General features: G+C 63.7%; 29 protein-coding genes and 1 tRNA gene. 13 read left to right on the top strand and 17 right to left on the bottom strand.

Going from position 1 to position 24,074, the window contains the following annotated elements:
- Positions 1 to 29 precede the first annotated feature (29 nt).
- Positions 30 to 599: an NUDIX hydrolase gene (locus BDK88_RS06980; protein ID WP_130499750.1), complete on the bottom strand. Its 570-nt coding sequence runs from the start codon at positions 597 to 599 to the stop codon at positions 30 to 32.
- A 196-nt stretch (positions 600 to 795) separates the two neighbouring features.
- On the opposite strand from BDK88_RS06980, the gene BDK88_RS06975 reads away from it, so the two are divergent.
- Entirely contained in the window at positions 796 to 1,071 is a 276-nt protein-coding gene (locus BDK88_RS06975; RefSeq protein WP_008009301.1) for a PadR family transcriptional regulator, read from the top strand.
- Positions 1,072 to 1,164: 93 nt separating this feature from the next.
- Here the strand turns inward: BDK88_RS06975 and BDK88_RS06970 are convergent, their stop codons facing one another.
- The 3 genes from BDK88_RS06970 to BDK88_RS06960 all read right to left on the bottom strand — a co-directional run bounded on the left by BDK88_RS06970 (position 1,165) and on the right by BDK88_RS06960 (position 2,708).
- Positions 1,165 to 1,395, bottom strand: coding sequence for a DUF7511 domain-containing protein (locus BDK88_RS06970; RefSeq protein WP_242611615.1), 231 nt, complete (start codon positions 1,393 to 1,395; stop codon positions 1,165 to 1,167).
- Between the two features lie 179 nt (positions 1,396 to 1,574).
- Positions 1,575 to 2,303, bottom strand: a complete 729-nt coding sequence (locus tag BDK88_RS06965; RefSeq protein ID WP_130499748.1) for a hypothetical protein — start codon at positions 2,301 to 2,303, stop codon at positions 1,575 to 1,577.
- A gap of 165 nt (positions 2,304 to 2,468) precedes the next feature.
- Positions 2,469 to 2,708, bottom strand: coding sequence for a twin-arginine translocation signal domain-containing protein (locus BDK88_RS06960; protein WP_130499747.1), 240 nt, complete (start codon positions 2,706 to 2,708; stop codon positions 2,469 to 2,471).
- Between the two features lie 181 nt (positions 2,709 to 2,889).
- On the opposite strand from BDK88_RS06960, the gene BDK88_RS06955 reads away from it, so the two are divergent.
- Positions 2,890 to 3,279 (top strand): pyridoxamine 5'-phosphate oxidase family protein, encoded by a 390-nt coding sequence (locus BDK88_RS06955; protein ID WP_130499746.1) that lies wholly within the window; start codon positions 2,890 to 2,892, stop codon positions 3,277 to 3,279.
- Positions 3,280 to 3,532: 253 nt separating this feature from the next.
- Here the strand turns inward: BDK88_RS06955 and BDK88_RS06950 are convergent.
- The 3 genes from BDK88_RS06950 to BDK88_RS06940 all read right to left on the bottom strand — a co-directional run bounded on the left by BDK88_RS06950 (position 3,533) and on the right by BDK88_RS06940 (position 4,930).
- A tRNA-Pro gene (locus BDK88_RS06950) sits at positions 3,533 to 3,605 on the bottom strand.
- A gap of 92 nt (positions 3,606 to 3,697) precedes the next feature.
- On the bottom strand, positions 3,698 to 4,300 hold the full coding sequence (gene trmY, locus BDK88_RS06945; protein WP_130499745.1) for a tRNA (pseudouridine(54)-N(1))-methyltransferase TrmY: 603 nt from the start codon (positions 4,298 to 4,300) through the stop codon (positions 3,698 to 3,700).
- A gap of 72 nt (positions 4,301 to 4,372) precedes the next feature.
- Positions 4,373 to 4,930, bottom strand: a complete 558-nt coding sequence (locus tag BDK88_RS06940; RefSeq protein WP_130499744.1) for a metal-dependent hydrolase — start codon at positions 4,928 to 4,930, stop codon at positions 4,373 to 4,375.
- Between the two features lie 183 nt (positions 4,931 to 5,113).
- Here BDK88_RS06940 and BDK88_RS06935 point away from each other — a divergent pair, with 183 nt between their 5' ends.
- Positions 5,114 to 5,299, top strand: a complete 186-nt coding sequence (locus tag BDK88_RS06935; RefSeq protein WP_130499743.1) for an HVO_A0556 family zinc finger protein — start codon at positions 5,114 to 5,116, stop codon at positions 5,297 to 5,299.
- A 77-nt stretch (positions 5,300 to 5,376) separates the two neighbouring features.
- On the opposite strand, the gene BDK88_RS06930 is transcribed toward BDK88_RS06935, so the two are convergent.
- The 3 genes from BDK88_RS06930 to BDK88_RS06920 form a co-directional block, all read right to left on the bottom strand.
- Positions 5,377 to 5,565 (bottom strand): hypothetical protein, encoded by a 189-nt coding sequence (locus BDK88_RS06930; protein WP_008009286.1) that lies wholly within the window; start codon positions 5,563 to 5,565, stop codon positions 5,377 to 5,379.
- Between the two features lie 2 nt (positions 5,566 to 5,567).
- A complete protein-coding gene (locus BDK88_RS06925) occupies positions 5,568 to 5,759 on the bottom strand; it encodes a DUF7511 domain-containing protein (protein WP_130499742.1) in 192 nt (63 codons plus the stop codon).
- 264 nt (positions 5,760 to 6,023) lie between these two features.
- The gene (locus tag BDK88_RS06920) at positions 6,024 to 7,133 is read right to left on the bottom strand and encodes a S1C family serine protease (protein ID WP_130499741.1); all 1,110 of its coding nucleotides are present in this window, start codon (positions 7,131 to 7,133) and stop codon (positions 6,024 to 6,026) included.
- 169 nt (positions 7,134 to 7,302) lie between these two features.
- Between BDK88_RS06920 and BDK88_RS06915 the strand changes: the two genes are divergently transcribed.
- Positions 7,303 to 8,682, top strand: coding sequence for a tRNA pseudouridine(54/55) synthase Pus10 (locus BDK88_RS06915; RefSeq protein ID WP_130499740.1), 1,380 nt, complete (start codon positions 7,303 to 7,305; stop codon positions 8,680 to 8,682).
- Positions 8,683 to 8,921: 239 nt separating this feature from the next.
- Positions 8,922 to 9,593: a ribonuclease HII gene (rnhB, locus tag BDK88_RS06910; RefSeq protein ID WP_130499739.1), complete on the top strand. Its 672-nt coding sequence runs from the start codon at positions 8,922 to 8,924 to the stop codon at positions 9,591 to 9,593.
- Between the two features lie 179 nt (positions 9,594 to 9,772).
- Here rnhB and BDK88_RS06905 read toward each other — a convergent pair whose 3' ends face one another.
- From BDK88_RS06905 to lonB, 3 genes are read right to left on the bottom strand one after another with little or no spacing between them, the layout of a single operon-like run.
- Complete coding sequence (locus BDK88_RS06905; protein ID WP_130499738.1) at positions 9,773 to 10,117, bottom strand: hypothetical protein; 345 nt, start codon at positions 10,115 to 10,117, stop codon at positions 9,773 to 9,775.
- Positions 10,118 to 10,141: 24 nt separating this feature from the next.
- Positions 10,142 to 11,074 carry a CPBP family intramembrane glutamic endopeptidase gene (locus tag BDK88_RS06900; protein ID WP_130499737.1) on the bottom strand — a complete coding sequence of 311 codons (933 nt, stop codon included), beginning with the start codon at positions 11,072 to 11,074 and terminating at the stop codon, positions 10,142 to 10,144.
- Positions 11,075 to 13,177: an ATP-dependent protease LonB gene (gene lonB / locus BDK88_RS06895; RefSeq protein ID WP_130499736.1), complete on the bottom strand. Its 2,103-nt coding sequence runs from the start codon at positions 13,175 to 13,177 to the stop codon at positions 11,075 to 11,077.
- Between the two features lie 305 nt (positions 13,178 to 13,482).
- Between lonB and BDK88_RS06890 the strand changes: the two genes are divergently transcribed.
- Both BDK88_RS06890 and BDK88_RS06885 read left to right on the top strand, forming a co-directional pair.
- Positions 13,483 to 14,007 carry a nicotinamide-nucleotide adenylyltransferase gene (locus tag BDK88_RS06890; protein ID WP_130499735.1) on the top strand — a complete coding sequence of 175 codons (525 nt, stop codon included), beginning with the start codon at positions 13,483 to 13,485 and terminating at the stop codon, positions 14,005 to 14,007.
- Between the two features lie 117 nt (positions 14,008 to 14,124).
- A complete protein-coding gene (locus BDK88_RS06885) occupies positions 14,125 to 14,967 on the top strand; it encodes an SAM hydrolase/SAM-dependent halogenase family protein (RefSeq protein ID WP_130499734.1) in 843 nt (280 codons plus the stop codon).
- Positions 14,968 to 15,171: 204 nt separating this feature from the next.
- Here BDK88_RS06885 and thsA read toward each other — a convergent pair whose 3' ends face one another.
- Positions 15,172 to 16,716, bottom strand: a complete 1,545-nt coding sequence (gene thsA, locus BDK88_RS06880; protein ID WP_130499818.1) for a thermosome subunit alpha — start codon at positions 16,714 to 16,716, stop codon at positions 15,172 to 15,174.
- Positions 16,717 to 16,904: 188 nt separating this feature from the next.
- Between thsA and BDK88_RS06875 the strand changes: the two genes are divergently transcribed.
- Both BDK88_RS06875 and BDK88_RS06870 read left to right on the top strand, forming a co-directional pair.
- A complete protein-coding gene (locus BDK88_RS06875; protein ID WP_130499733.1) occupies positions 16,905 to 17,732 on the top strand; it encodes an amidohydrolase family protein in 828 nt (275 codons plus the stop codon).
- 232 nt (positions 17,733 to 17,964) lie between these two features.
- Positions 17,965 to 18,240, top strand: a complete 276-nt coding sequence (locus BDK88_RS06870) for a hypothetical protein (protein WP_130499732.1) — start codon at positions 17,965 to 17,967, stop codon at positions 18,238 to 18,240.
- 218 nt (positions 18,241 to 18,458) lie between these two features.
- Here BDK88_RS06870 and BDK88_RS06865 read toward each other — a convergent pair whose 3' ends face one another.
- On the bottom strand, positions 18,459 to 19,820 hold the full coding sequence (locus tag BDK88_RS06865; protein ID WP_130499731.1) for a glycerate kinase type-2 family protein: 1,362 nt from the start codon (positions 19,818 to 19,820) through the stop codon (positions 18,459 to 18,461).
- Positions 19,821 to 19,953: 133 nt separating this feature from the next.
- On the opposite strand from BDK88_RS06865, the gene BDK88_RS21700 reads away from it, so the two are divergent.
- Entirely contained in the window at positions 19,954 to 20,286 is a 333-nt protein-coding gene (locus BDK88_RS21700) for a hypothetical protein (RefSeq protein ID WP_242611614.1), read from the top strand.
- 42 nt (positions 20,287 to 20,328) lie between these two features.
- Here the strand turns inward: BDK88_RS21700 and BDK88_RS06855 are convergent, their stop codons facing one another.
- Positions 20,329 to 21,300, bottom strand: a complete 972-nt coding sequence (locus tag BDK88_RS06855) for a sugar phosphate nucleotidyltransferase (RefSeq protein ID WP_130499730.1) — start codon at positions 21,298 to 21,300, stop codon at positions 20,329 to 20,331.
- A gap of 173 nt (positions 21,301 to 21,473) precedes the next feature.
- On the opposite strand from BDK88_RS06855, the gene BDK88_RS06850 reads away from it, so the two are divergent.
- Together BDK88_RS06850 and BDK88_RS06845 are read left to right on the top strand one after the other, a co-directional pair.
- The gene (locus BDK88_RS06850) at positions 21,474 to 21,764 is read left to right on the top strand and encodes a transcriptional regulator (protein ID WP_008009258.1); all 291 of its coding nucleotides are present in this window, start codon (positions 21,474 to 21,476) and stop codon (positions 21,762 to 21,764) included.
- A 271-nt stretch (positions 21,765 to 22,035) separates the two neighbouring features.
- The gene (locus BDK88_RS06845) at positions 22,036 to 22,404 is read left to right on the top strand and encodes a DUF7344 domain-containing protein (RefSeq protein ID WP_049911558.1); all 369 of its coding nucleotides are present in this window, start codon (positions 22,036 to 22,038) and stop codon (positions 22,402 to 22,404) included.
- On the opposite strand, the gene BDK88_RS06840 is transcribed toward BDK88_RS06845, so the two are convergent.
- Complete coding sequence (locus tag BDK88_RS06840) at positions 22,401 to 22,850, bottom strand: Rieske (2Fe-2S) protein (protein ID WP_130499729.1); 450 nt, start codon at positions 22,848 to 22,850, stop codon at positions 22,401 to 22,403. The two genes, BDK88_RS06845 and BDK88_RS06840, sit on opposite strands and share 4 nt — an antisense overlap.
- Before the next feature lie 97 nt (positions 22,851 to 22,947).
- On the opposite strand from BDK88_RS06840, the gene BDK88_RS06835 reads away from it, so the two are divergent.
- Complete coding sequence (locus BDK88_RS06835; RefSeq protein ID WP_130499728.1) at positions 22,948 to 24,057, top strand: saccharopine dehydrogenase family protein; 1,110 nt, start codon at positions 22,948 to 22,950, stop codon at positions 24,055 to 24,057.
- Positions 24,058 to 24,074: the final 17 nt, after the last annotated feature.

Genomic DNA, 24,074 nt, shown 5'->3' with positions numbered 1-24,074 from the left:
ACTCGAGCGACGCGGGTCGGTATCGGTCGCTATTCTTTGGCTGGACCACACACCGGGTCGACCAGCCGATAGTAAGAGACGGCGAGCACCGTCCGACCGTCGTGAATCTCGCCGGCTGCGACCGCGTCGGTCAGGTCCGCAAACGACAGTTCCGTCGGGCGAATGCTCTCGTTGTGATCGAGTTGCTGTTCGGCAGTTGGCCGGCAGCCGTCGGCGACGAAAACGTGCAAGCGTGTATCTGCGATTCCGTTTGCGGGTTCGACGGACACCAGTGGCTCGAGTCGCTCGGCTTCGTAACCGGTCTCCTCGGCGAGTTCGCGATGGGCTGCGGCCTCGAGATCGTCGTCGTCGGGTTCGACGCCGCCGACGGGGAGTCCGCGACTGATTCGGGAGACAGCCTGTCGCCACTCCTCGATACAGACGACGTTGTCATCGGGTGTAAACGGCAGGACGCAGACACTTGGCGGCTCCGAGAGGTAATCGAAGTCGGTTTCCGTGCCATCGGGCAGTTGAACGGACTCGTTAACGATGTCGAAACCAGGACAAGAATAGGCTACTCGGCGCTCGCGCGTTTCCCAAGCCAGTTCATCGGTAGGCATAGCGACCGATACGGCGGTGATCGTCAAAAGCGCCGCGTCACGTCGATGCGTGTCTTCGATGGCGTCGTGTGGTGGCTCTCGCTGGCACTCTCGACCGACAGCAGTCATATGGGGCGCATTCGGGGGAGATCAAGCAGTGTACCCGCTCTATAACAAAACCACAGAGCGGTGAACGTCGTCACTCAGAGGGTGATCCATGGATCAGCTAACTGGCTTCCAGCGCGACTTGCTGTACGTGATCGCAGGAAAGGATCGGCCGTCGGGCCAAGAGATCCTCGACGACATCAACGACTACATCGACCAGCCGGTCACACACGGTCGACTGTATCCCAATCTCGACACGCTCGTCGAGAAAGAACTCGTCGAGAAAGGTGAACTCGACCGGCGAACGAACTACTACGCGCTGACGCCGAAAGGCAGACGCGCGCTCCAGCGCCGCCAGAAGTGGGTCGACCAGTACGTCGACGTCTAGCTTCTGGGATCGGTTTTCGAGCCCGCTTTACCGCCAGCGTCTCGCTTCCTCCCCGTCCCGGCTACAGAGTCAGCAAGATTCCGGCAGTCGTCGTCAGCGGGCCTCGTCGAGATCGACGACCATCTCAAGGTCGGCGGTCAGCCAGGCGTTCAGTTTCTCCGTTGTCGATCCCTCGTGGGGAACGAGCGTACAGCGATCGCTGCCGGATTCGTATCGAACGACGATGGCATCGAACAGTACCGTCTCGTCGGCGTCGACCGCGTCGGTGGCAGCCGCATGCTCGTGGGCAGTACCCTCATCGATCCGGTCAGTAGAGCCATCCATGGTAGTCCTGGCGACCGTCGTCGCCACCGCTTTCTACGCCCAGACGGTACAAAACGGCTACTAGTTCCGGTATAGAGCAGTTGGGTCCGTTGTATATCGCTCCGAAGCCGCCTCGAGAGCCGACGCAGTCGTGTCCCCCACAGGGGCTCGCTCGTTGCCGCTGAACGACTGGGTGAGATTTAGTCGCCGCCGAAACAGACCTGCGCGAGATCCGCCTCGAGATCGTCGACGTGGTCGTTGAACGCGGCGACGAACGCCGGGACGTCGGCAGCAAACCGGCGAACGTCAGTAGCTGCTGGCGGCCCGTACTGTGAGAGGAGGTAGGTACCGTTGGAGCCGCCAACGCGCAGGTACGAAGCCACGTCGCCGTCCCACTTCAGCTCCCAGCGGGTGCCAGAGACCGTCGTCGCGTAGGTGCCGTACTCGCCGTCGTACCGATGCAGTTGTGCCGCCATCGCGTCACAGACCTCCCGAATACGGTCGACAATCCGATCCCGTTCGGCGACCAGCTCCGCCGTCGACTCGACTGCCGGAAACTCCTCGGGCACGTCCGCAAACAGCCCGTCGAACGAGCGGACGTACTCGTTGTACGCCGCGACGAACGCCCCGTAGTCGGCCATCGCCGTCTCTAAGGCCTCGGGTTCAGGTGGCTGCTTGCTCGAGACGACGTACGTCTCCGAGCCCGAAGTGGGATCGAATCGCAGATACTGGACGTCGCCAGCCTCGTACTTGATCGTCCAGCTACCGCCGTCGGTATCGAACGTTTCCTGGCCGTAGTCACCACCCTGTAACACGGCGAGTTCCCGTGCGATCTCGCCAGCGTGGGTCCGTACGCGAGCAGCCAACTCGTCTCGTCGCTCGGCGATTCCGTCCAGTCGTTCGACGTCCGCCTCGAGTCCGTCGGTCATTACTCGAGCGACGAGACGCGGACCGGTAACGGTTGCGTCCCGGTTCGGTGGCCAGCCTTACTGACGGCGGGGTGTCAGCCTGACGATCGCCAGTAGTTCGACGGGTGGCTAGCAGGATGGGCTGTGGACTCGAACGAATTCGGGTGGCTGCCGGAGAAAAAGCGCTTACTCGGTGTCGTTAGTTTCGTTCATCCCGGTCTCGTTGGTTTCGTTCGTCTCGTTGGTTTCGTTCGTCTCGTTCATTTCAGTCTCGTTGTCAGCTTCGTCCTCGTCGTCCCCATCCTCTTCCGTCTCGTTTCCGTTCCCGTTCCCAGGACCGCCACAGCCGGCCACGAGAGCGGTCGATGCAGCGGCTCCTGTGAGTTTCAGTACTCGACGACGAGTTGGCGACTGCTGGTCAGTCATACGAGATTACAGACACTTTCAGAGATCATAAGCCGTCAGCCGTCATCTGCGTGGTCGCTATCCGTCTCTCTCGAGTGGCCCCCGTTCCACGCCGCCGAAAATAATCAGTCTCACTGTCTGTTCGACCGGCGTGGGTGTTGGTACCATACACAAGGCCGATGCGGGTGAACGATACGGTGCCATGGCCGCGATCCCCGACGACTTCCACGACCTCTTCGAGAAGAAAACGTTCGCCCACGTCGCGACGCTGACGCAGGAGGGATTGCCACACGTCACACCGGTGTGGATCGATTACGACGCCGACGACGAACGCCTGCTGGTCAACACCGAACGACATCGACAAAAAGCGAAGAACGTAGCACACAACCCCGCCATCGGCGTCAGCATGACCGATCCCGACGACCCCTACCGACGCCTCTCGGTGATCGGCGAGGTCGAGGAACGGACGACTGACGGCGCTCGAGCACACATCGACGACCTCGCCCAGCGATACATGGACGTCGACGAGTACCCGAACCCGATCGAATCCGAGCGGGTGATCTTACGGATTCGTCCGGATCGGGTCATGTGAGCGGCCATCCGATCGGCCCTGTTGCCGCCGGTCGGCATCGACTGTGTCTATCCACCGAGAACCGTGTCTCTGATCTGTTTGCTTCGCTCGTCGTCGTGAACTGCGGGAGTAGTATGGGCCGGCGCAGATGTCGAACGACGCCCGAGAACCTGCGCTCCGCGCAGAACCTCGGTCTAATTCGAATCTGCTTGGTTCCATTCCCCCGCATCGCAGACCGTTCGCTGTCGCTCACGGTGTTGCGATGCGGGAAAAGTGGGCCGGCGCAGATTCGAACTGCGGTTACGGCCACCCGAAGGCCGAAGGATACCAAGCTACCCCACCGGCCCGCATTCGAACGGAATGGGGCGGATCCTTTAACGCTTCCGAATGCACACTCGTCGAACCGCCGGCCCGGTGGTCGTCTTTTCGCACAACCCGCTCAAAACCGCTCGTAGCCGTCCGTATCGAGATAGTGGTGGGCGACCGTAATCGCCTGATCGGCGTGGAGCAACTGCGGTCCGAGTCGAAGCCGCTGATCGGCATACTCCTCGAGCACATCGGCTTCGTCCGCGGTGAAATCACGATGATCCGAGAGCACGAACACCGCGTCCGAAAGCCGCTCCGCGCCGACGTCGACGACCGCCTCGCCATCCTCGTGGAGCTGGACGATCGGGCCATCGTCGGCGAGTTCCTCGAGCGTTCCCTCGAACCCGCGTCGGTAGAGTTCGACTCCTGGGCTGGGTTCTGCAGGAAGCGCACCGATGGCTTCGTCGCGGTGCTCGAGGGCGTTCCGAACCAACGCGGCGGTGCTTCGCTCGTCGGGGTTGAGCCGCTGGAGGTCGCTGCCGTCGAAGGTGATGGTGAGTTCGTCCTGGGCGATCAGGTGGACGCGGACATCCTCACGGATGCCGTGGGAGGTGACGAACGCGGCGGTGATCGACCGACAGAGCGCGTCGAGGCGGCCGGCTCCGCCCGCGAGATCGTCGAGTGAGAAGTCAGGCGTCGTCGGCACGTCGTGACCGATGAGTACGAACTGGCGCATATCAAAGCGTTGCTGGCCGTCGGGATAGCCCCCACGATCCGACGATCGAGCAGCGGGCGCGGCCGCCGGCGATCAGGACTCGACGCCGAGTCGGCGCTCGAGCGAGGCCGAGACAAGGCCGAGCCCCGGCATCCCGTCGCGGTACCAGGCGAGGGCGGCGACCGCAAAGAGGCCGAACTGCACCCACTCGTAGGGCCCCATCGTGTAGTAGTGAAGGATCGCATCGAAGATGCCGGCGACGGGATCCTCTGGTGGTTGCTCGAGTACCGGCCAGAGGTGGTAGGCGGCGTATGCAAATTCTCCCGAAAGGACCGCTGGCGGGATGTCCGCCAAGAGGTGCGACCCGTAGCCGACGAGAAAGCCGACGCCGACCGCGCGACCCTCGAGTCGGTCCGCCACGAGCAAGACCGCAGGCACGAGGCAGGCGACGACGAAAAGCGAGTGGGCCAGCGTCCGACCGCCGGGCAGGACGCCGAAATTCCACGCGAGTGGCTTGTCGATCAGATCCGGCGTCTGCGAGCCGACGGCGAGTGCGATCGCCGGCCAGGCACGCGGCGGGCGGCCGAACCGGCGGTGTGTGACGACGGTAAAGAACAGGTAGGCGACGGCGAGGTGTCCCCAGGGCCACATCGAACGGCCGTTCACCGGACGCGGCCATAGCTGCTTCGACTCGTCCTGCCGGTTGGAGGCGAGATACCCACACGCGGGTCGCGGTCGTGCCGAGATTGGCAGCCACCCGACGGTATCAGGGTCCCGTTGAGGCTGCATAGGCATGGCCAACCGTTACCCCGGTCTCCGGTATGCAGTGACTATATGGCGAAATCAGAGTCGTCGCAGTCCGGCGGTACGCAGCAGTTGCTCGCGATTCTCACGGGTCAGTCCTGTCCTGACTGTCCCGACGGCGAACTCGAGCGAGCCAGGTACAAGGACAACCAAGCGGTCGTCTGTGACTGCTGTGGAACGCCGCGAGCGCAGGTCTGGTCGGCCTCGCTCGAGTGAATGGTCCCGTCGAACCGTCTCGAAGGCGAGTGTGGCGGACAAACTGAGAGAGCGATCGCAACCGATTCGTGAGGCGGTCAGCGCGATCGCGATCCCGCATAGTCGTGGCCGACGACGAGAGCGAGTGCGTGTACCGCCAGCAGGGCGATGAGCAGCGAGAGTCGCCCGATCGAATCGATTCCGGCCAGAATAACGGGCACGTAGGCGATCGGCAGCAGGGTGCCGAGCCAGAAGCCGACAGCGGTAACGGAGTGATTCAGGTACATTGTTAGTGCATCGACTCGAGGTCGACGAAGGCACCTTCGTGCGCCGAGATCCAGGCGGTCAGCAGCTCCGTCTCGTTGGCTTCGAGCGGGAAGATTGCACACTCGTCCGGCGCGCCGTCGTTTTCGACCACGACGTGATCGAGTTCGAACGTCGGTTCCGTGCTATCGGTGTCGGAGGTGTCGGCGTCGGTCATGCGACATCAGGTGGGTACTCGCACCGAATGTGATCGCCACAACCATGTACATTGTTATCAAGCCACTACTATAACGGTCCCGATGGTAGCGTTCGGTTCCAGCTCGGTCGATCGCGTGAGAAAGAACGTAACGAGTCCTAATGTGTATGATCGTGCTATAGTCCGAAACGAACGCACAGTAGCGACAGTAACGACTCGTTTCGGTGGGGCACGACCAGCGGAGCGCAATCGGCCGAACGCGACGCATGCAGCGTCGCCAGCCGCCTACACCGATGGCCAGGAATCGAGCGTTAGGTCCCGCGTACGCAGCCGCCCGTTTCGCAGGAGTCGAACCTCGACCGTGTCACCGGGACTGGTCTCGAGCGCGAGATACGTCGAGAGGGCGTGTCGGTCGGGAATCGGCGTGCCGTCGAGTTCGCGGATGACGTCGCCGCCGACTGGGATCCGTTCGCCGCGTCGCTGAACGGCCCGCGTGGCCGGTTGGAGGACGCCATCGGCAGCCGAGCCGTCGATGACGCCGGTGACCATGACGCCGGCCGCCTCCGAAATGTCGTTTTCCTCGGCGACGAGTCGATCGACGGTTCGCAGGCCGATTCCCAGATACGAGTGCTCGTACTCGCCGTTCTCGATGAGCGCCGGCACGACGCGTTTAGTGAGCGCTGCAGAGATGGCGAAGCCGATATTGTCGCCACCGGCAGCGTTGATGACGCCGACGACTTCCCCCTCGAGGTCGACGAGTGGACCACCGCTGTTCCCGGGGTTGACGGCAGCGTCAGTCTGGATGACGTTCGGATACGAGAACCGCTGTTGGGGATGGTCGAGTGTTCGGTTGACGCCGCTTACGATCCCTGTCGACATCGACCCGTTGAGCCCGTATGGGTTCCCGACGGCGACGACCTGCTGGCCGACAACCGGGCGCTCGTCGGCCATCGAAAGCGGCGCGACCCCATCCGGCACGTGATCGACCTCGAGGACGGCCAGATCGCTCTGGACATCGCGACCGACGAGCGTGGTGCTCGTCCAGTCGCCGTTCGTATATTGGAGGTCGGCCGCCTCGCCGTTGGCGATGACGTGGTCGTTGGTGACGACGTGGCGGTCGTCGTAGAGAAAGCCCGATCCCTGCCCGCGTCCCTCGGCACCGGTGGTCGGGTTTTCGACGCCGAAGACGCGAACCTGCGTGACCGATTCGATGACCGCGTTATAGATATCGGTGAACGCCGAGCCGTCGGCGAGATCGCCCCGATCGATGGTGGCTGAGGAGTCTCCCTCGATCGAATTCTCGGCGCGGGGCTCGGCACAGCCGGCGATGGCACCGGCGAGTCCGGCACCCGCAGCTCCAAGAAAGGATCGACGATCCAGTCGGTGATCGCTCATGCGTGGAGGGTAGGACCCGATCCATTTGAATCACCTGGCTGTGACTTGCACGAGCAAGCACGGGCACACCGGCAGCGCGAGTCGAGACGGGCGGTACCTGCTGAAATCGAGTCTCACGCCGTCGCTTCGAAGGGAAAACGTGTTACCCGCGCCGCCCCACTCCCGAAACATGATCACGGACGACGCCCGCGAGTTGCTTTCGACGGGCTCCATCTGCGATTCCTGTCTCGGCCGGCCTTTCGCCGACCGGAGTTTCGGACTGACAAACGCCGAGCGCGGCCGAGCGTTGCGCACGACGGTCGCGCTGGCCGACGACGAGGACTTCGAGCCCACCGATCCCGCGGATTGCTGGGTCTGTGAGGGGTACTGTGGCACCTTCGATGCCATTGCCGAGACGATCGTCGACGAACTCGCGGGCGTCGATTTCGCGACCTACCAGGTCGGCACCCGCGTCCCGCCGCTGGTCGAAGAAAACGAGCGCTTGCTTCGAGAAGACGCCGGCCTCGAGCCAGACGTCGGGGAATCGATGAAGCGCGAAATGAACCGTGAGGTCGGCCGGCGCGTCGGCGCGATGACCGACACTGACGTCGATTTCGACCGGCCTGACGTACTCGCCGTCGTCGACCTCGAGGGGTTCGACCCGCTCGAAGCGCTCGAATCGGACACCGTCACGAGCCACGCGGTCGACGTCCAGATCAATCCCGCGTTCGTCTACGGCCGCTACCGGAAACTCGAGCGCGACATCCCACAGACCGAGTGGCCCTGCCGAGAGTGTGGCGGCAGCGGCGTCCAGCTGGGCGACGACGGCGAGGAGCCCTGTGACTACTGTGGCGGCTCGGGCTACATGTACGACACCAGCGTCGAACAAGTCGTCCGCCCCCACGTCGTCGCGGCGATGGACGGCGATGAGGGCACCTTCCACGGCGCGGGCCGCGAGGACGTCGACGCCCGCATGCTCGAGGACGGGCGGCCCTTCGTCCTCGAGGTGAAACGACCCAGTGTCCGTGACCCCGACGTCGAAGCGCTCGAGCGCGAGATCAACGACGCTGCCGAGGGGGCAGTCGAGGTCGAGGGCCTGCGACTCGCAACCTACGAGATGGTCGAACGCGTCAAGGAACACGACGCGAGCAAACACTACCGGGCCGACGTGGCGTTCGGAGGGCCAGTCGAAGAAGACGCGTTCGACGCCGCACTCACAGAACTCGAGGGGACGACCGTCGACCAGTATACGCCCGAACGGGTCGACCACCGGCGGGCGGGACTGACCCGCGAGCGGACGGTCTACGAAATCGACGGCGACCTGCACTCGCCGACCGAGGCCGAAGTGCGCCTCCACGGGGAAGGCGGACTGTACGTCAAAGAACTCATCAGCAGCGACAACGGCCGCACCGAACCGAGTCTGGCGGGCTTGCTCGAGACTGACGCCGAAGTAACGGCGCTCGACGTCACCGGCGTCGAAGGAGAAGACGAGCCGTTCGAACTCGAGGAGTACTTCAGAGACGAGCCGCGAGCGGCGTCCGACGACGAGCTCGCGGAGACGGCCGACTGATCGACGAGTCATACTGTCGGACAGAAGTCAATACGAAGTCGGTCGCGGATTCGCGGCCGTCTCCACCGGTGACGGCCGCAGCAGAGCGACCGATCTTCACGTCGTTCTGTCCGGCAGTATCATACGGTCTGCTGTCACGAGTTTCCGGTGCGCCCGCAGTGCGGTCGCGGGTGCACCGGAACCCACCGACAGGGGTCCGTATCACAACGACTTTTGTCTCCGCAGTCGACCCTCGTGGTATGCCATTCGGCGTCGACGAGGCTGGCAAGGGCCCTGCGCTCGGATCGATGTTCGCGGCGGCCGTCTATCTCGAGGACCCGGACGGCCTCCCCGACGGCATCAGGGACTCGAAGCGACTCACGCCCGAGCGTCGCGAGGAACTGGCGACGACCTTACGGGACGACGATCGGATCGCGATCGGCGTCGCCGAGATCACGCCGGCGCGGATCGACGACCCCCAAACCGACATGAACTCGCTTGCGGTCACGGCCCACGCAAACGCGATCGAGGACGCCGTCGCGGATCTCGAGCGATCCGGAGATGCAAGCGAGCCAGTTTCGGGACTCTGTGACGCCTGTGACACCGACGCCGAGCGCTTCGCCCGCCGGGTCAGTGATGCCTGCTCGCTCGAGCGACTCACCGTCGACGCCCGCCACGGGGCCGACGACGACTCGCCGCTGGTCGGCGCGGCCAGCATTATCGCCAAGGTCGAACGTGACGCTCACGTCGCTGCGCTGGCCGACGAGTACGGGCCGGTCGGCAGCGGCTATCCGGGCGACTCGACCACCCGTGAGTTTCTCGCGTCCTACACTGACGCACACGGCGAACTCCCACCGTTCGCGCGTGAGTCGTGGTCGACCTGTGAGGACGCGCTCGCCGAGGCCGAACAGACGGGACTCGAGCAGTTTTAACTCGTTGCGTTCTCGGCACTCGTCGGGCTGCCTGGGCTGGTCGCCGGTTCCCTGCTCGCAGCCGTGTTCTCGTGCTTCCGATGGTCATCGACAACTGCCACAGCAAGTGGTTCGGGTAGTGGAACACGTGACCGGCCCGTTTCGGTGACTCGTTGCCGACCAACGCCGCCCCGAATCGGTCAGGTCGCGGTCCAGACGGCGTAGACGTAGCTGCCGACGCCGAGCACTACGAGGACCGACGAGAGCAGATCGACGGCAGCCGACCCCGTGAGAACACTCCCGAACGCGAGGATGCCACCGGCGACGAGGCTCCCCGCAGCCAGCGTTTGCGCCGAGCGCCAGTCCGCAGCGCCATCGTACAGCATCGCCCCGACGGCGATCGCGATGACGCCGAAGCCGACTTCGGCGACGGCGGCCGCCAGCGGATCGTTCGCGATCGTCGCATAGATCAGCACGACGAAATACCCGAGAATCAGGGCACTGATCGCTCGAGAGCGGGCCGTCGACCCGGCGGTCACATCCATACCCTATTCACCCGTTCGCCGGCCTTAGTGTTCGAGGGTCTCGGCCCACTCGAGGCCGAGTCCCTCGTGGACGACGAACTCGAGGGCGTTGATGAGGTAGTGAGCGACGACGACGACAAGCAGGCTCCCGGTGACGATGAAGATAGCCGCGAGGACGAACCCGAGGAGGCCAGTGACGACGACGCCGACCGAACCCTGCATGCCATGGCCGAGGGCGAACGCGATCGAAGAGCCAACCGCGAGCAGCCACGGTGAGAGGCCGAAGCCGGCGGCAGGGACACCGATCAGCGCCGCGCGGAAGAGAAACTCCTCGAAGACGGCGATGATCGGCAAGACGGCCAGTAACAACACGAGCCAGCCGCCGATCGAGTCGGGAGCGAGCATCTCCCGAAGCGTCTCGTCGTGGTCGAAACCGAAGCGAGTCGCCGTCGCCGCGGCGAGTTCGTTCGCGATGTAGACGCCGATCCCCGCGGCTGTCCCCACTACGAGTCCCGTCTCGAGATACGCCGCCGAAACCGCGATACCAAGCGCTTCAGCCGGGATCGCGGTGTAGACTGCCGCGCCGACCAACAGCAATGCAAACGTCCCCTGTGAGAAGGCCACGTTCGCGAGGAGTGCCCCAGTCGACAGCGACGCCGGATCGACCGCTCGGTCGGCGTGATCGGGCTGAGCGGGAGTCGACGCGGCTCCATCGCGTGGTCGGCTCTCGGTATTCGTGGTGGATCGATCGTCGTCGATCGGCTCCGGCACGTTCGGGGACGGGTGCGGTGCTGACGACTCAGCGGGCACTCGAGCGGTCCAGTCGGAATCGTGGTCCGCTGTATCGAATCGGTCATCGACGCCGTCGCTGGCGTTGCCAGTATCGTCGTGAAACGCGGATTGGGTCAGATGCGATAAAACGAGCAGCAAGACGAGGACGACGCCCGTCAGTCCGACGAACGTCGCCCACTGCGGCATTTACTGCGGGCTCGGGTTCGACCCGCTGGCGGAGCCGACGGCACTCTGGTCGAACGCAGCGTCAGTGATCGACTTGAGGCGGTCGACCAGCGAGTCCTTCTTTGGTTCGCCCATCAGGGCGACATCCAGGACTTCGCTGATGTTCGAACAGGGGACGATATCGACCATCTCTTCGTACTCCTCTTCGATCATCACGTCCTGTTCGTTGGCTTTCGGGATGATGACCGTATCACAGCCGGCTTTCGCGGCGGCTTCGATCTTGTGGGTGACCCCACCGACCGGGAGCACGTCGCCCCGCACCGACAGCGAGCCAGTCATCGCGATCGACTGATCGACCGGGATGTTCTCCAAGGCGCTGATGACGGCGGTTGCCACCGTGATGGAGGCCGAATCGCCGTCGACGCCCTGCTGGCCGGCCTGGACGAACTGGATGTGGATGTCCTTCTCCGAGAGGTCGACGTCGGAGAACTTCTTGATGATCGCGGAGACGTTCTGGACCGACTCCTCGGCCATCTCCTGGAGTTTGCCGGTGGCGATCACCTGCCCGCCGCCCTGGGCGGGGGCGATCTCGGCCATCACGGGGAGCATGATACCGGAGTCCTCGCCCATGACAGCAAGGCCGTTGACACGGCCCTGAACGCCGTCTTCGGTGACCTGCAGTTCGTAGTCCTTGCGGCGCTCGATGTAGTCGTCGGCGAGCTGTTGCTCGATCGACCGGGAGCGCTGTTTGGCCTGCAGGACGTCCTCACGGGTCGTGTAGTCGCGGTCCTCGGCGCGGGCGATGTCGCCGGCGACGCGGACCAGTCCGCCGAGGCTACGGAAGTGCAGCGTCAAGTGATTCTTCCGGCCCGAGCGACGCTTGGCCTCGAGGATGAGTTCCTCGACGGCGTCGTCGGTGAAGTGGGGCAGGCGGCCGTCGCGTTCGACCTCCTGGGCGACGAAGCGGGCGTACTTGCGTCGCATCTCGGCGGTGTCCTCGATGGTGTCGTCCATGTAGACCTCGTACCCGTACCCCTTGATCCGGTTGCGGAGCGCGGGGTGCATGTTCTCCATTGCATCGAGGTTCCCTGCAGCGACCATGATGAAGTCACAGGGGACGGGTTCGGTCTGGACCATCGCACCCGAGGAGCGCTCGGACTGGCCCGTGATAGCGAACTCGCCTTCCTGGATGGCCGTCATCAGCTTCTGCTGAGTCCGGATGTCGAGCGTGTTGATCTCGTCGACGAACAGCACGCCCTTGTTCGATTTGTGGATCGCGCCGGGTTCGACGCGGTCGTGGCTTGGCGTCTCCATGCCACCGGACTGGAAGGGGTCGTGGCGGACGTCGCCCAGCAGCGCACCGGCGTGGGCACCGGTCGCGTCCTCGAAGGGAGCGACGCGCTGATCGCCGTTGTTGACGATCATGTTGGGCACCATTGCATCGGACCCGCGGGACGTATACCGGAAGATCAGCCAGATGATCCCTGCCGCGAGGATGCCAAGCAGCGGACTGGTGGTGCTTAAGATCGCATAGCCGATGACGACTGCGATGATGATCCACATGAGGATCGACCGCATCTGGTTGCGCTTGCGGGCTTCCTCCTTGTGGGCATCGATGATCTGTTCGCCCTTCCCGGCGGGGACAGTTCGGACCTTCGGCTCGTTCCCGTCATCAGGGTTGTGATAGACTAAAACGTCCTGAAGGTCCTCTTTCGGCAGCAGTTGGCTCATCGCCTTCGCCAGCATCGACTTGCCGGTCCCCGGCGAGCCGATCATCATGACGTGTCGGCGCTGTTTTGCCGCCTTGATGATGATATCTCGTGCCTCGTCCTGACCAATGACCTGATCGACGAGTCGATCGGGGACTTCGATGTCCTCCGTCGAGTCGATCTTGAGGCCGCCGAGAAGGTCGTCCTCGGCGATCTCCTCGTCGACTTCGACGCCGGGATCGACCTCGACCGTACTGCCGAGGTCTTCGACGGTTTCGATTTCGTCGTCGACGTCGGTACGACGGTCGCCGTCCTCCTCGAGCGGCGACCGCTCTCCCTGACGCTCGGATTGGTCCTGGTCGGGACCAGTCGAAGCGTCTTCAGGAGGGTCGTCAACGTTCGTATCGTTACTCATAGAACTCTGTTCGGTATCTGTGTCGAAGGGATTGGCACTGATATACTTTCTCCATACGGAGGATGGTGTCAGTTGTTGATACCGGGAGGCACAGCGGTCGACGGGGCAAATCAAGCGAAGTCGTCGACGTGTTTAGACAGGTGTAAACTGCTGCGAATATATCGTTTCAGGACCGGTCTGTAGCCGAATGCATCATGCGTGGCAAACACACGTGTGAAAATATGCCTAACATGCTATACTGTGTCACAAGGCGTGATTCGGGGTGACTCGCCACGCTTAAGCGTGCTGCTCGAGCAGTATCCGGCATGACTCGGGGGTTCTACATCGGCCGCTTCCAGCCGTTTCACAACGGTCACTTGAGTATGGTCGAACAGATCGCTGACGACGTCGACGAACTCGTGCTCGGGATCGGGAGCGCCGACGACTCCCATACGACCAGAAACCCGTTTACTGCCGGCGAGCGGATCATGATGATTACGAAGTCATTGGTCGGCTACGACCTCGTGACCTACGCCGTTCCGATCGAAGACCTAGAGCGAAACTCGGTGTGGGTCAGCCACGTCCAGAGCATGAGCCCGGATTTCGACGTCGCCTACTCGAATAACCCGCTGGTCATCCAGCTCTTTCGGGAAGCCGGGATCGAGATCCGCCAGTCACCGATGTTCAATCGCGAGGTCCTCGAGGGATCGGAGGTTCGCGAGCGGATGATCTCCGGCGGCGACTGGGAGTCGCTCGTTCCCGAAGCCGTCGTCGACGTCGTCGAGGAAATGAACGGCATCGAGCGCATTCAGATGGTCAGCGAATCGGACTCGAACACAAACGACAGCTGACGACCGACGTGATACCGCCGGGTGGACTCCGCTCCGGTATACTCACGGCCCGTCGTGCGGCCGTGACGCGAGACAGTTCCAACCGGCATTATGGGCCGGCAGTTCGTAGCGGCAACTATGATCACGCTCGCTTCGGACTTCGGCACGCCGTATCCGGCAGTGATGAAAGGCGTCCTGCGACAGCGAACGGACGCTAGGTTGGTCGACGTCGCCCATGACTTCCCCCGACAGGACGTCCGGACGGCCGCCTTCTGGCTTCGCGAAGTACTCCCCTATTTTCCGCCTGCAACGCATCTCGTGGTCATCGACCCCGGTGTCGGGACCGACCGCGACGCGATCGTCGTCCGTGCTGGCGAGCACACGCTCGTCGGCCCGGACAACGGCGTGTTGCTGCCTGCTGCGCGGCGGCTCGCAGGCGATGCAGGCCGACTCGAGTCCTCCCTGATCGACGAGGACGGTCTCGACCCCGTCGAGCCGACGACTGACCAGTCTGAACCCAACAGCCACAGCCAGCACCCGCCACAGGGCCGAAGCAAGACGTTCCACGGGCGGGACGTCTTCGCACCGGCTGCCGCCGCGGTCCACGACGCCGACATCGCGGATCTCGAGTCACTCGCGTGGCTCGAGCCGACGACAGCCGATGTCGATCTCGAACTCCCGACGGCGACACTCGATGCCGAGCGAGCGATCGGCGAAGTGCTGGCCGTCGACGGCTTCGGGAACGTCATCACGAACGTACCGGGGCCGGCGCTCGAGGACCGAGAACGGGTCCGAGCCAACGGCGAGTCCGTCCCCGTCGGCGAGACGTTCGCGGCCGTCCCCGTCGGCGATCGACTGGCGACCGTCGGCAGCCACGGCTACGTGGAACTCGACGTCAATCAGGGCCGTGGTGACGAGGCATTCGACCTCGAGCCCGGTGATCGGGTCGTCCTCGAGCCCGTACCGGGTGACGACAGCTGACGTGAGTTGCCGCGGACGAGTTACGGCCCCCTTCTCTCAGTTGCCTGTCGGGGCAGCGTGTCGGCGTGCGGGGCCGATCACCAGCCTCCCCGTTGGTGTGGATCGTGACAGTACACTCCGAGAAGGTAACGGAAATCGAGCCGTCGCCAGTCAGTCCCGATCGAATACGACCAACGAAATAAAACAGGAGTCGCGACAGCGACGTTACTCGGCGGCGATGACGTCGTCGATGCGGACGATCATCGTCGCGGCTTCGGTGGCGCTCTCGACGGCCTCGCGCTTGACGTCGGCGGGATCGACGACGCCGTACTCGAAGGGATCGTCGATCGTAACCTCGTCACCATCGGTGATCAGGCCGGCCCGACCCTCGGACTCGTGGGCGGAACGGAGGTCCACGAGCGCGTCGATTGGGTCGCGGCCGGTGTTGGCGGCCAGCGTCCGTGGGACGACATCGAGTGCGTCGGCGAAGGCCGTCACGGCGAGTTGCTTGCGGCCCTCGATACCGGCGGCTTCCTGGCGGATCTTGTCCGCGATGGCGATCTCGGTCGCACCCGCACCGGGGACGACTTCGCCGGACTCGAGCGCCGTCGCGACGACGTCGAGTGCGTCGCCGATAGCACGCTCGAGTTCGTCGACGACGTGTTCGGTACCGCCGCGGACGAAGACAGTGACCGTCTCTGCGGCCACACCGCCTTCGACGAACGCGAGGTCGTCACCGCCGAAGGTTTCGGTGTGGATCCGGTCAGCGGAGCCGAAGTCCGATTCCTCGAGGTCGTCGAGTGCGCCGACACGGCGTGCGCCGGTCGCGGAGGCGACCTGCCGGGCGTCGCTGTCGCCGAGACTCTCGAAGACGAGAATCCCCTCGTTGGCGAGCGCAGTGGCGACGCGGTCGTTGACGTCCTCGGTTGTGAAGACGACGTCAGCCCCGCTGTCGGCGATGGTTTCAGCGTAGCCCTCGAGTTCGCCTTCCTCGGCGTCGATGGCGGCATTGAGCTGGTCGATCGAGTCGATGGCATACTCCGCGTCGACGTCGCCGGTCCGGACGTCGAGTTCGACGTCCAGAACGGCGATCGACGCGTCCTCGACCGTGCTCGGCATGCCGTCGTGGGCGGGTTCCTCGTCGACGATGATTCCGGGGACGAGTTCGGTGGCGTTCGAGGAGGCACCGATCTGGGTATGGACGGTGACGTCGTCGCGTGCGACGCCCGCGTCGGTGTCGACGTGGCTGATCGCCTCGACGACCGTCTCGGCCAGGGAGGCGGCGGTGAGTCCGCCGGTACCCTTGCCAGTCATGCTCGACTCGGCGACCTGCTTGAGCACCTCGTCGTCGACGTCGGCCTCGCCGACCTCTTCGGCGATCGCCTCGAGGGCGATCTCGGCGGCCTCGTGATAGCCCTCGACGATTGTCGTCGCGTGGACGTCCTGCTCGATCAAGTCCTCGGCCTCGCCGAGCAGGTTGCCGGCGAGGACGGCCGCGGTCGTCGTGCCGTCACCGACTTCCTCTTCCTGGGAGTCGGCGACTTCGACGATCATCTGGGCCGCGGGATGTTCGATGTCCATCTCGTTCAAAATGGTCGCGCCGTCGTTGGTGATGACGACGTCCCCGCCGGAGTCGACGAGCATCTTGTCCATGCCACGGGGCCCGAGTGTGGTGCGTACCGACTCGGCAACGGCCTTGCCGGCCATGATGTTCGACGATTGGGCGTCGCGGCCCTGGGTTCGCTGACTGTCCTCGCTCATAATGAACATAGGCTGTCCGCCCATGCGTCGCTGTTGTGCCATCGTTGATCCTCACTAACCATGTCGTCAGCACTTCTATATAATTCTTTCCCTCGAACCACCGCTCCGTCTTGCGATTCTCCGTGTCCCTGAGCCACACAACCGGACGACACCGGCCGGTAGCACAATATATGTCGACTCGGAACAGTCTGGTGGGAATGCTGGAGTTGGAACACGGGTTTCGCGTGGTGGACCTTTCGACGCGATTGCCGTCACCTGGTGGCGGGGGAGCCCCACAGGGACACACGATTACGGCAGATCGACTCGAGCGGGAGCTGCACCAAGCCGGAATCACGAAAGCGGTCGTCTTCCCGCCGTCGGCACCGGAGACGAGCTACGTCGCGCCGAACAACAGCGTCGCCAGACGCAGCGTCGACCGGCCGCTCACCGCCTTCGCGCGCATCAATGGCACCCAGACGCCGGGACAGAAAACGACCTCCCGACTCCGCAACGCCGTCAGCCGCCGCGATGACCACCACACGACTCCAAGCGATATCGAGAAATACGCCTACGACGACCGCTTCCACGGCTTCGTCCTCGATCCAACCGTCGACGACTATCCCGACGACGACGTCCTCACGGCGCTCGAGGACGTCGACCTCCCCGTGATCGTTCGCGGCGGCACTAATTCACCGCCAGAAACGCTTGCCGAAACCCTCCTCGAGCGCTCGTTTCCCGTTATCGTCGGCCACTTCGGCGGCCACCCGCTGAATCGGTCACTGATGACCGAGATGATCGACCTCTTGACGGAATACGACGACTGCTACCTCGAGACCAGTTTCGTCCGCTATCGCGACCACCTCGAGCGCGCGCTGCTCGAGCATCCGGATCGCGTCTTCTTCGGCAGCGGTGCGCCCGCCTGTCATCCCAACGTCGCGGTCATGGAGATCCTCACGCTCGACGTCTCCGAAGACCTGCTGCACCGGGCGTTCTCGAAAAACGCCTGTCGCGTGATCGACGCGCTCGGGCCGAGCGTGGAGCCGTAACAGTAGTTGGGAATACAGTTTCGTATTCAGAGTGGCTCGTGAAACTCGCGTTCAGTACAGGTGTTACAGTAACCGAGAGTGCTTGTTTCTTCAAATAATCTTTAAAATACCCCACCGAATATGAGAAGAATACGGTATTCGCTTGCCCAAGAAATTCTGTGCATGTTCTGTCAAGATAGTTTCAGTAGTAAATCGTGAAATGTATAAATTATCATACTTGACCTATAAGTGAATGTCGCCTCCAAAACCGTTCTTGTCTCCATCAGGAGAGCTCAATACGGATCAGATCCTCGATGAAGCACTCCCCCTTGCAAAACTTATCGGGGCTGTTGTTGTAGCCGCTTTTCTCCCAATCTTGGCCCTTCGATTAACTGAATTTGTTGTAGACTTCTCCGTATTGAGGTTCATATTCATGCTCGCAGCACAATTTATCCTTGCAGTTGGTAGTGGGATTGTGCTTCTGTACATCATTATCCGTGCGAACCAACTTCTCGACAATATAAATTAAAATAATATACTATATCCTGGAAAGTGCGAAGAACATGTACTGAATATCTGATCTGTATGTAGTACGCCCCCACACATACTATTACTCTGATAGGAACCGCTATCGGTCAATACGCACGTGTAGTGACCGAACTGCCCGGTTCAGTTTCAGGCAGGATTCGGCATAAAGGAATTGTGCTACTATCTACTGGTAAGTCACAGCCTTGCGATCGCAGCGGGCTAGGACTGCTCGACGACCAGTATCCGCAGGTCGTTTAGATTCGTTCCCGTCTGCCCCGTCCGAATCAGCGCGTGTCGCGCCTCGAGGAACGGGGAGACATCGTTTTCGGCGAGTGCCGCGCGTGCGCTCTCTGGATCTTCGACGGTGGTCCCGTCGACGAGCGCGCCGGCCGCGTCGGTCACGCCGTCGATGCCGTCGGTGTCGATCGCGGCGACCGTGATTTTGTTGCGGTCATCGTCCCGGCCGCTACCTGCACGTTCGTCCGCCAGCTCGAGCGCTGCGCTCGTCGCGAACTCCTGATTCGGGCCGCCCGTCCCGTCACCGCGGATCGTCACCGTCGTTTCGCCACCCGAGAGGAGGACAGCCGGCGGTGAAACGGGGGTCCCCGTAGCGCGGACCTCTTCGGCGATCGCAACGTGAGTCGTGGCCGCCTCGCGGGCCTCCCCGCGAATCCGCGCGGAGAGGACGAGCGGTTCGTAGCCGCGCTCGGCTGCCGCCTCGCGGGCCGCCTCGAGGACGGTCATCCCGTCGGCAACGATGTGATTCGAGACATGCTCGAAGACAGCATCACCGGGATCCGGCGTCTCGGCGATCTCGCCGGCCACACCGCGCTCGAGGTGGTCGACAACAGTCTCGGGCGCGTCGATTCCGGAGCGCTCGAGCACCGCAAGCGCGTCGTCGAACGTCGTCTCGTCGGGCGCGAGAGGCCCGCTCGCGATGACGCTTGGATCGTTCCCGACGACGTCACTGAAAAGCAGCGAGACGACCGTCGCTGGGGCAACGCGGCGGGCCAGCCGGCCGCCTTTCAGCGCCGAGAGGTGCTTGCGGACCGCGTTGATCTCGCCGATATCGGCCCCGCTTGCGAGCAGCGCGTCGGTGGTCGCTTGCAGGTCCGCAAGCGAGATCTCACCGGCGGGTGCGGGCATGAGCGCGCTGCCGCCGCCGGTGATCGCCATCACGACGAGTGTCTCGTCGGTTGCCGCGTCCGCCGCCTCGAGCAGGGCACGCGTCCCCGCGACGCCGCGCTCGCTCGGCACGGGATGATCGCCCTCGCGAACCTCGACACGATCCGTGTCGACTGGATCGTCCGTAACGACCACACCGCCGTCGATCCGATCGCCCAGTATCCCCTCGAGCGCCGCAGCGACGTGGGCCGCAGCGTTGCCCCCACCGAGGACGACGAGGTCGTCGTACGCCTCGAGGTCGGACGTCGCGTCGGCGACACGGAGGGTTTCGTCCTCGAGTGCGACGGCATCACGGATGACCGTCCGCGGATGGCCGGCCTCGACGCCTGCCTCGAGACAGTCGAGAGCGACGTCGCGGGCCGCGGTCGACGCGAGGGCATCCCGATCCTCGATCACGCCGGATCACCCATGCCCGTCACCGATGGTTTCAGATCAGTGGAACCACGTTTCATAGGCCACCTGTCGATCGGCAGCCGCTAAAGTCCAGTGTCGTGAGCCGGCGCTGTAAACGATACTGCAAGCGGTGTGGATGACGGTTCGAGTGACGGGCCACCCGCCGACAGTCCGCCCATGCTCGAGAACGATCGAGGCCGAGCCCACCCCGGTCGAAAACCCGACGCTCGAGGGGCTGCAAACTGACCGCGAGGAAATCGTCGGCGACCTGCAGGAGCCGATTCTGGGCGATCTCGTCGAGACGGAACTGGGACGGGGTCGAACGTCTCGAGCTCACAAACTCGAGACGCTGCTGGCACTGGCCGATCGGATCGGCCTGCCCGACGAGATCACCCCCTCCCCCCTCGAGCAGACCAGACAAGAGGCAGAGAACGGCCTCGAGCGGGCACAGGAGGAGACAGCGATCTAATCGCGAGCGCACACGGCGGCGCAGACCCGCGGTTCGTCGACCCTACTCCGTCCCGTTCGTGATCGTCGTGTGGGCTCCGATGAGCGCCCCGGCGAGGTCGAGATCCTCGATCCGAGTGCCCTCATCGATGATCGATCGGCGGATATCGCCGTTCTTGACCGTCGCGTCCGGGAAGATGACGGTGTGCTCGAGGTTGGTGCCCTCGAGCGTGACGTCGTCCATGACGTGGACGTTCTCGCCGATCGTGGCGTCTTCGAGCGTTGCCGAATCGGCGACCAGCGAGTCGCCATCGAGGTGCCAGGCGACGGCGTCGAGGTAGCTTTCGGGAGTGCCGATATCGAACCACGCTCCCTCGAACGTGTAGGCGTAGGTCGCCTCGCGGTTCTGGAGCCACTGGACGAACCAGCCCGGCTCGTCGGGGTTGTTGCCGTCCTCGAGATAGGTCGGCAACAGATCCAGCGATTCCTGCGGGAACGCATAGCAGGCGATCGAGACGAGCGTACTCTTTGGGTCGTCGGGTTTCTCCTGGAAGTCGACGACGCGGTCACCCTCGAGCTCGACTAACCCGTAGGATTTGGCCTTCTCGCGGGAGCCAACGTCGTAGGCGGCGAGCGTGGGCGCGTCGTGGGCCTCAAAATAGTCGAGGAAGTCCGAAACGGCGAAACTGATCAGGTTGTCGCCGGCGATGACCAGCAGGTCGTCGTCGACGTTCTCGCGGTCGATGAGCTGGGCGAGCGCGCCGACGACGCCGAACTTGTCGTCTTCTTCGGTTGTCTCCTCGACTGAGAGCCGGGGCTTGTCGAACTCGCTGTCAGCGAGGTGGGCCTCGAAGTCGGGTGCGAACCGCTCGTTGGTGCTGACGTAGACCTCCTCGATCCGGTCGTCGGTCTCGAGTTCCGTGAAGATGCGGTCGATGACGGTCGACTCGCCGATCGGGAGGAACATCTTGGGCCGGTGTTTGGTAATCGGCCACATTCGCGTCGCGTATCCGCCTGCAAGGACGACTGCCTTCATACGCCGGTGTTCACCTGCGGGGTCCAAGTCACTTGTCCTTTCTCGAGTGAGAGGGTCTAACACGCCCGAAACCCCACAGCAGGAGGAAAAACTGGTATCGACGACGGAGACGAACGACCTGCGCTGTGACTGCTGTCCAACAGTATAAAAATACACACCGCCTGAGAGGACGTATGCGCGAGGCCGACGAAACGACGCGACAGAAACTCGCCGATGCGCTCCGTGCCGAACCGGCGACGCCGAGCGAGCTGGCCACCCAGCTCGATCTGACGCCACACGCGGTTGTCCGCCACGTCGAACACGTCTCCCGGTCGGTCGACGGCACTGACGAGCAACTGCTCGTTGCACCGCCGACGTGTCGGGACTGCGGGTTCGACGACTACGACGACCTGCTGAACCTCCCCTCGCGGTGTCCCGAGTGCAAAAGCGAGTCCATCGACGAGCCGACGTTCACGATCGAGTGACTGATACGGACTCCTGTCAGTCAGTTCCGGCGTACCCGCGACTTGTCCTGCGGTTGCACCGGTACATCGGTACAGCAGACCGTCTGAACCAGACGTTCATCGACGATCAACTGTCACTTCACCATGGGAGTTGTCAACTGGATCCGATACTAATATTTGTGGTGCAGGCGAGAACCCGATACGAACTCTCGAGCGAGTGGCGGCGTCACGGCCCGTCGAAGCGGCGTTCGGCTCGGTTCAGTCGCACCTGCTCGAGAACGACGGACCACACATGACTTCCAGATCGCATTCGGAGCGTGACTGCGTCGAGATCGTACGGACGGTACTCGACTGGCTCGATGAGGCCGACAGGCCGGACCCGGCGGCCAAAACGCTCGACGACGTGTTCTCCCTGCTTGCCGACCAGCGTCGCCGACTGCTGCTGTCGGTGATGCGCAGCTACGGCGAGGAGGTGACGCTGCCGGACGCAGCCGAGGAAGTCGCGGCCCGCGAAACGGGCCACACCGTGCGAAACATCTCGGCCGAACGCGTCAAAGAGGTCTATCTGTCCCTCTACCACGACCATCTGCCGCGGCTGGTCGACGCCGGCCTGCTCGAGTACGATCAGGAGCGGGACCTGGTCGCGCCAGCCACCATCTAGAACTCGACGTTCGAATTCGAGGCGCGATCACAGTCGTCAGTCTCGACCGGGCCAAGCCCGACGAACGCGTAGTCGTCGTCAGTCAGATAGACGTCGCCATCCTCGACGGTCACCTCGAGGCCGGTGAGATAGGCATCTTCACAGGGACCGAACGTACAGCGACCGGAGTCGGCCGCGAAGTACGCGCCGTGATTTGCACAGACGACTTCGCCGTCTCGCATCGGCGCGCCTGACCCCTTGTCGAGTTTGATGTGTGTAAGATGCTGGCAGTAGTTCAACCAGCAGGTAACACCGTCTTCAGAGACCGGGTCGCCGCCGTCGGTCGCGACCGGGTCGGTCCTGACGAGAATCGCCTCCTGTGTCTCGCCCGACTCGTCGGTCACGTGGAAACAAACCGTCGAATCGGTGGGCACGTCCGACAGCGCCGTGATCCGTTCAGCGTCCATCACCGCGTCCGTTGGAAGTCAGCGGTCCTGAACGTTATGCCATCGAGTGAACACGCGTCTGACGGAATTTTAAATCGCTCTCCGACGAACGCGACCTATGGACTCCCTTCTCATCTACGGCTCCTACGGTTACACGGGCCGACTGATCGCCCGCGAGGCCGTCGCACGAGGGGGATCGCCCGTCGTCGCCGGCCGGGACGGCCGCGCAATCGCACGCCAGGCCGACGCCCTCGGCGTCGACGGTCGCGTCATCGATCTCGAGTCGGCAGACCTCGCGTCCCATCTCGAGGGCTTCGATGCCGTGGTGAACTGTGCGGGGCCGTTCGTCGACACCGCCGAGCCGTTGGTCGCGGCCTGTCTCGAGGCGGGCACGGACTATCTGGACATCACCGGCGAGTTCCCGGTCTTCGAGCGTCTCCGCCAGCGCGATGACACAGCCCACGAAGCGGGAGTTACGCTCCTGCCCGGGGTCGGCTTCGACGTCGTGCCGTCGGACTGTCTGGCGGCTTTCCTCGCCGACCAACTCCCCGCTGCCGACACGCTTCGCTTGGGGATCAAAAGCGGCGGCGGGCTCTCGCGGGGCACCGCCCGAACGCTCGTCGAACACCTCGGCAGCGGCGGTGTCGTCCGCCGGAACGGCCGACTCATTCAGGTGCCGGCCGGCTACCGAACACGCGAGATCGACTTCGGCGACGGCCCCGAACACGCCGTCACGATCCCGTGGGGCGACGTCGTCACCGCCGCTCACAGCACTGGCATCGAATCCATCGAAGTCTACGCCGCCGCGCCGCCGTGGGCGGCGAGCGGACTGGCGGCCGTCGATTCGCTGGGGTGGCTGCTCGAGCGCGGGCCGGTCGAGCGCCTGCTGAAGCGGGTCATCGACGCCCGTCTCGACGATCCGGACGGAGCACAACTGGCGACCGGCAGCGCGGTCGTCTGGGGCGAGGTCGTCGACGACGCCACTGGCCAGCAGGCGCGGGCCCGGCTGCGGACGCCCAACCCCTACGCGCTGACCGCCGAAGCGGCGGTGGTAGCCGCCCAACGGATGCTCGAGGACAGCGCCCGTGTTCCGGATGGATTCCAGACACCCGCGAGCGCGTTCGGCAGCGAGTTCGTCCTCGAGCTCTCGGGGACGGAACGGGAACTGATCGAGACGCCCGACGATGACTCGAGCGAGTCAGTGCGGGTGCTCGTCGAATCCGAGTAACTCACTCCTTCGAAGAC

This window comes from Natrinema hispanicum, assembly GCF_004217335.1.
Lineage (GTDB): Archaea > Halobacteriota > Halobacteria > Halobacteriales > Natrialbaceae > Natrinema > Natrinema hispanicum.
The sequence above is the reverse complement of the archived record's forward strand: the minus strand, read 5'-3'. Positions and strand labels throughout refer to the sequence as shown.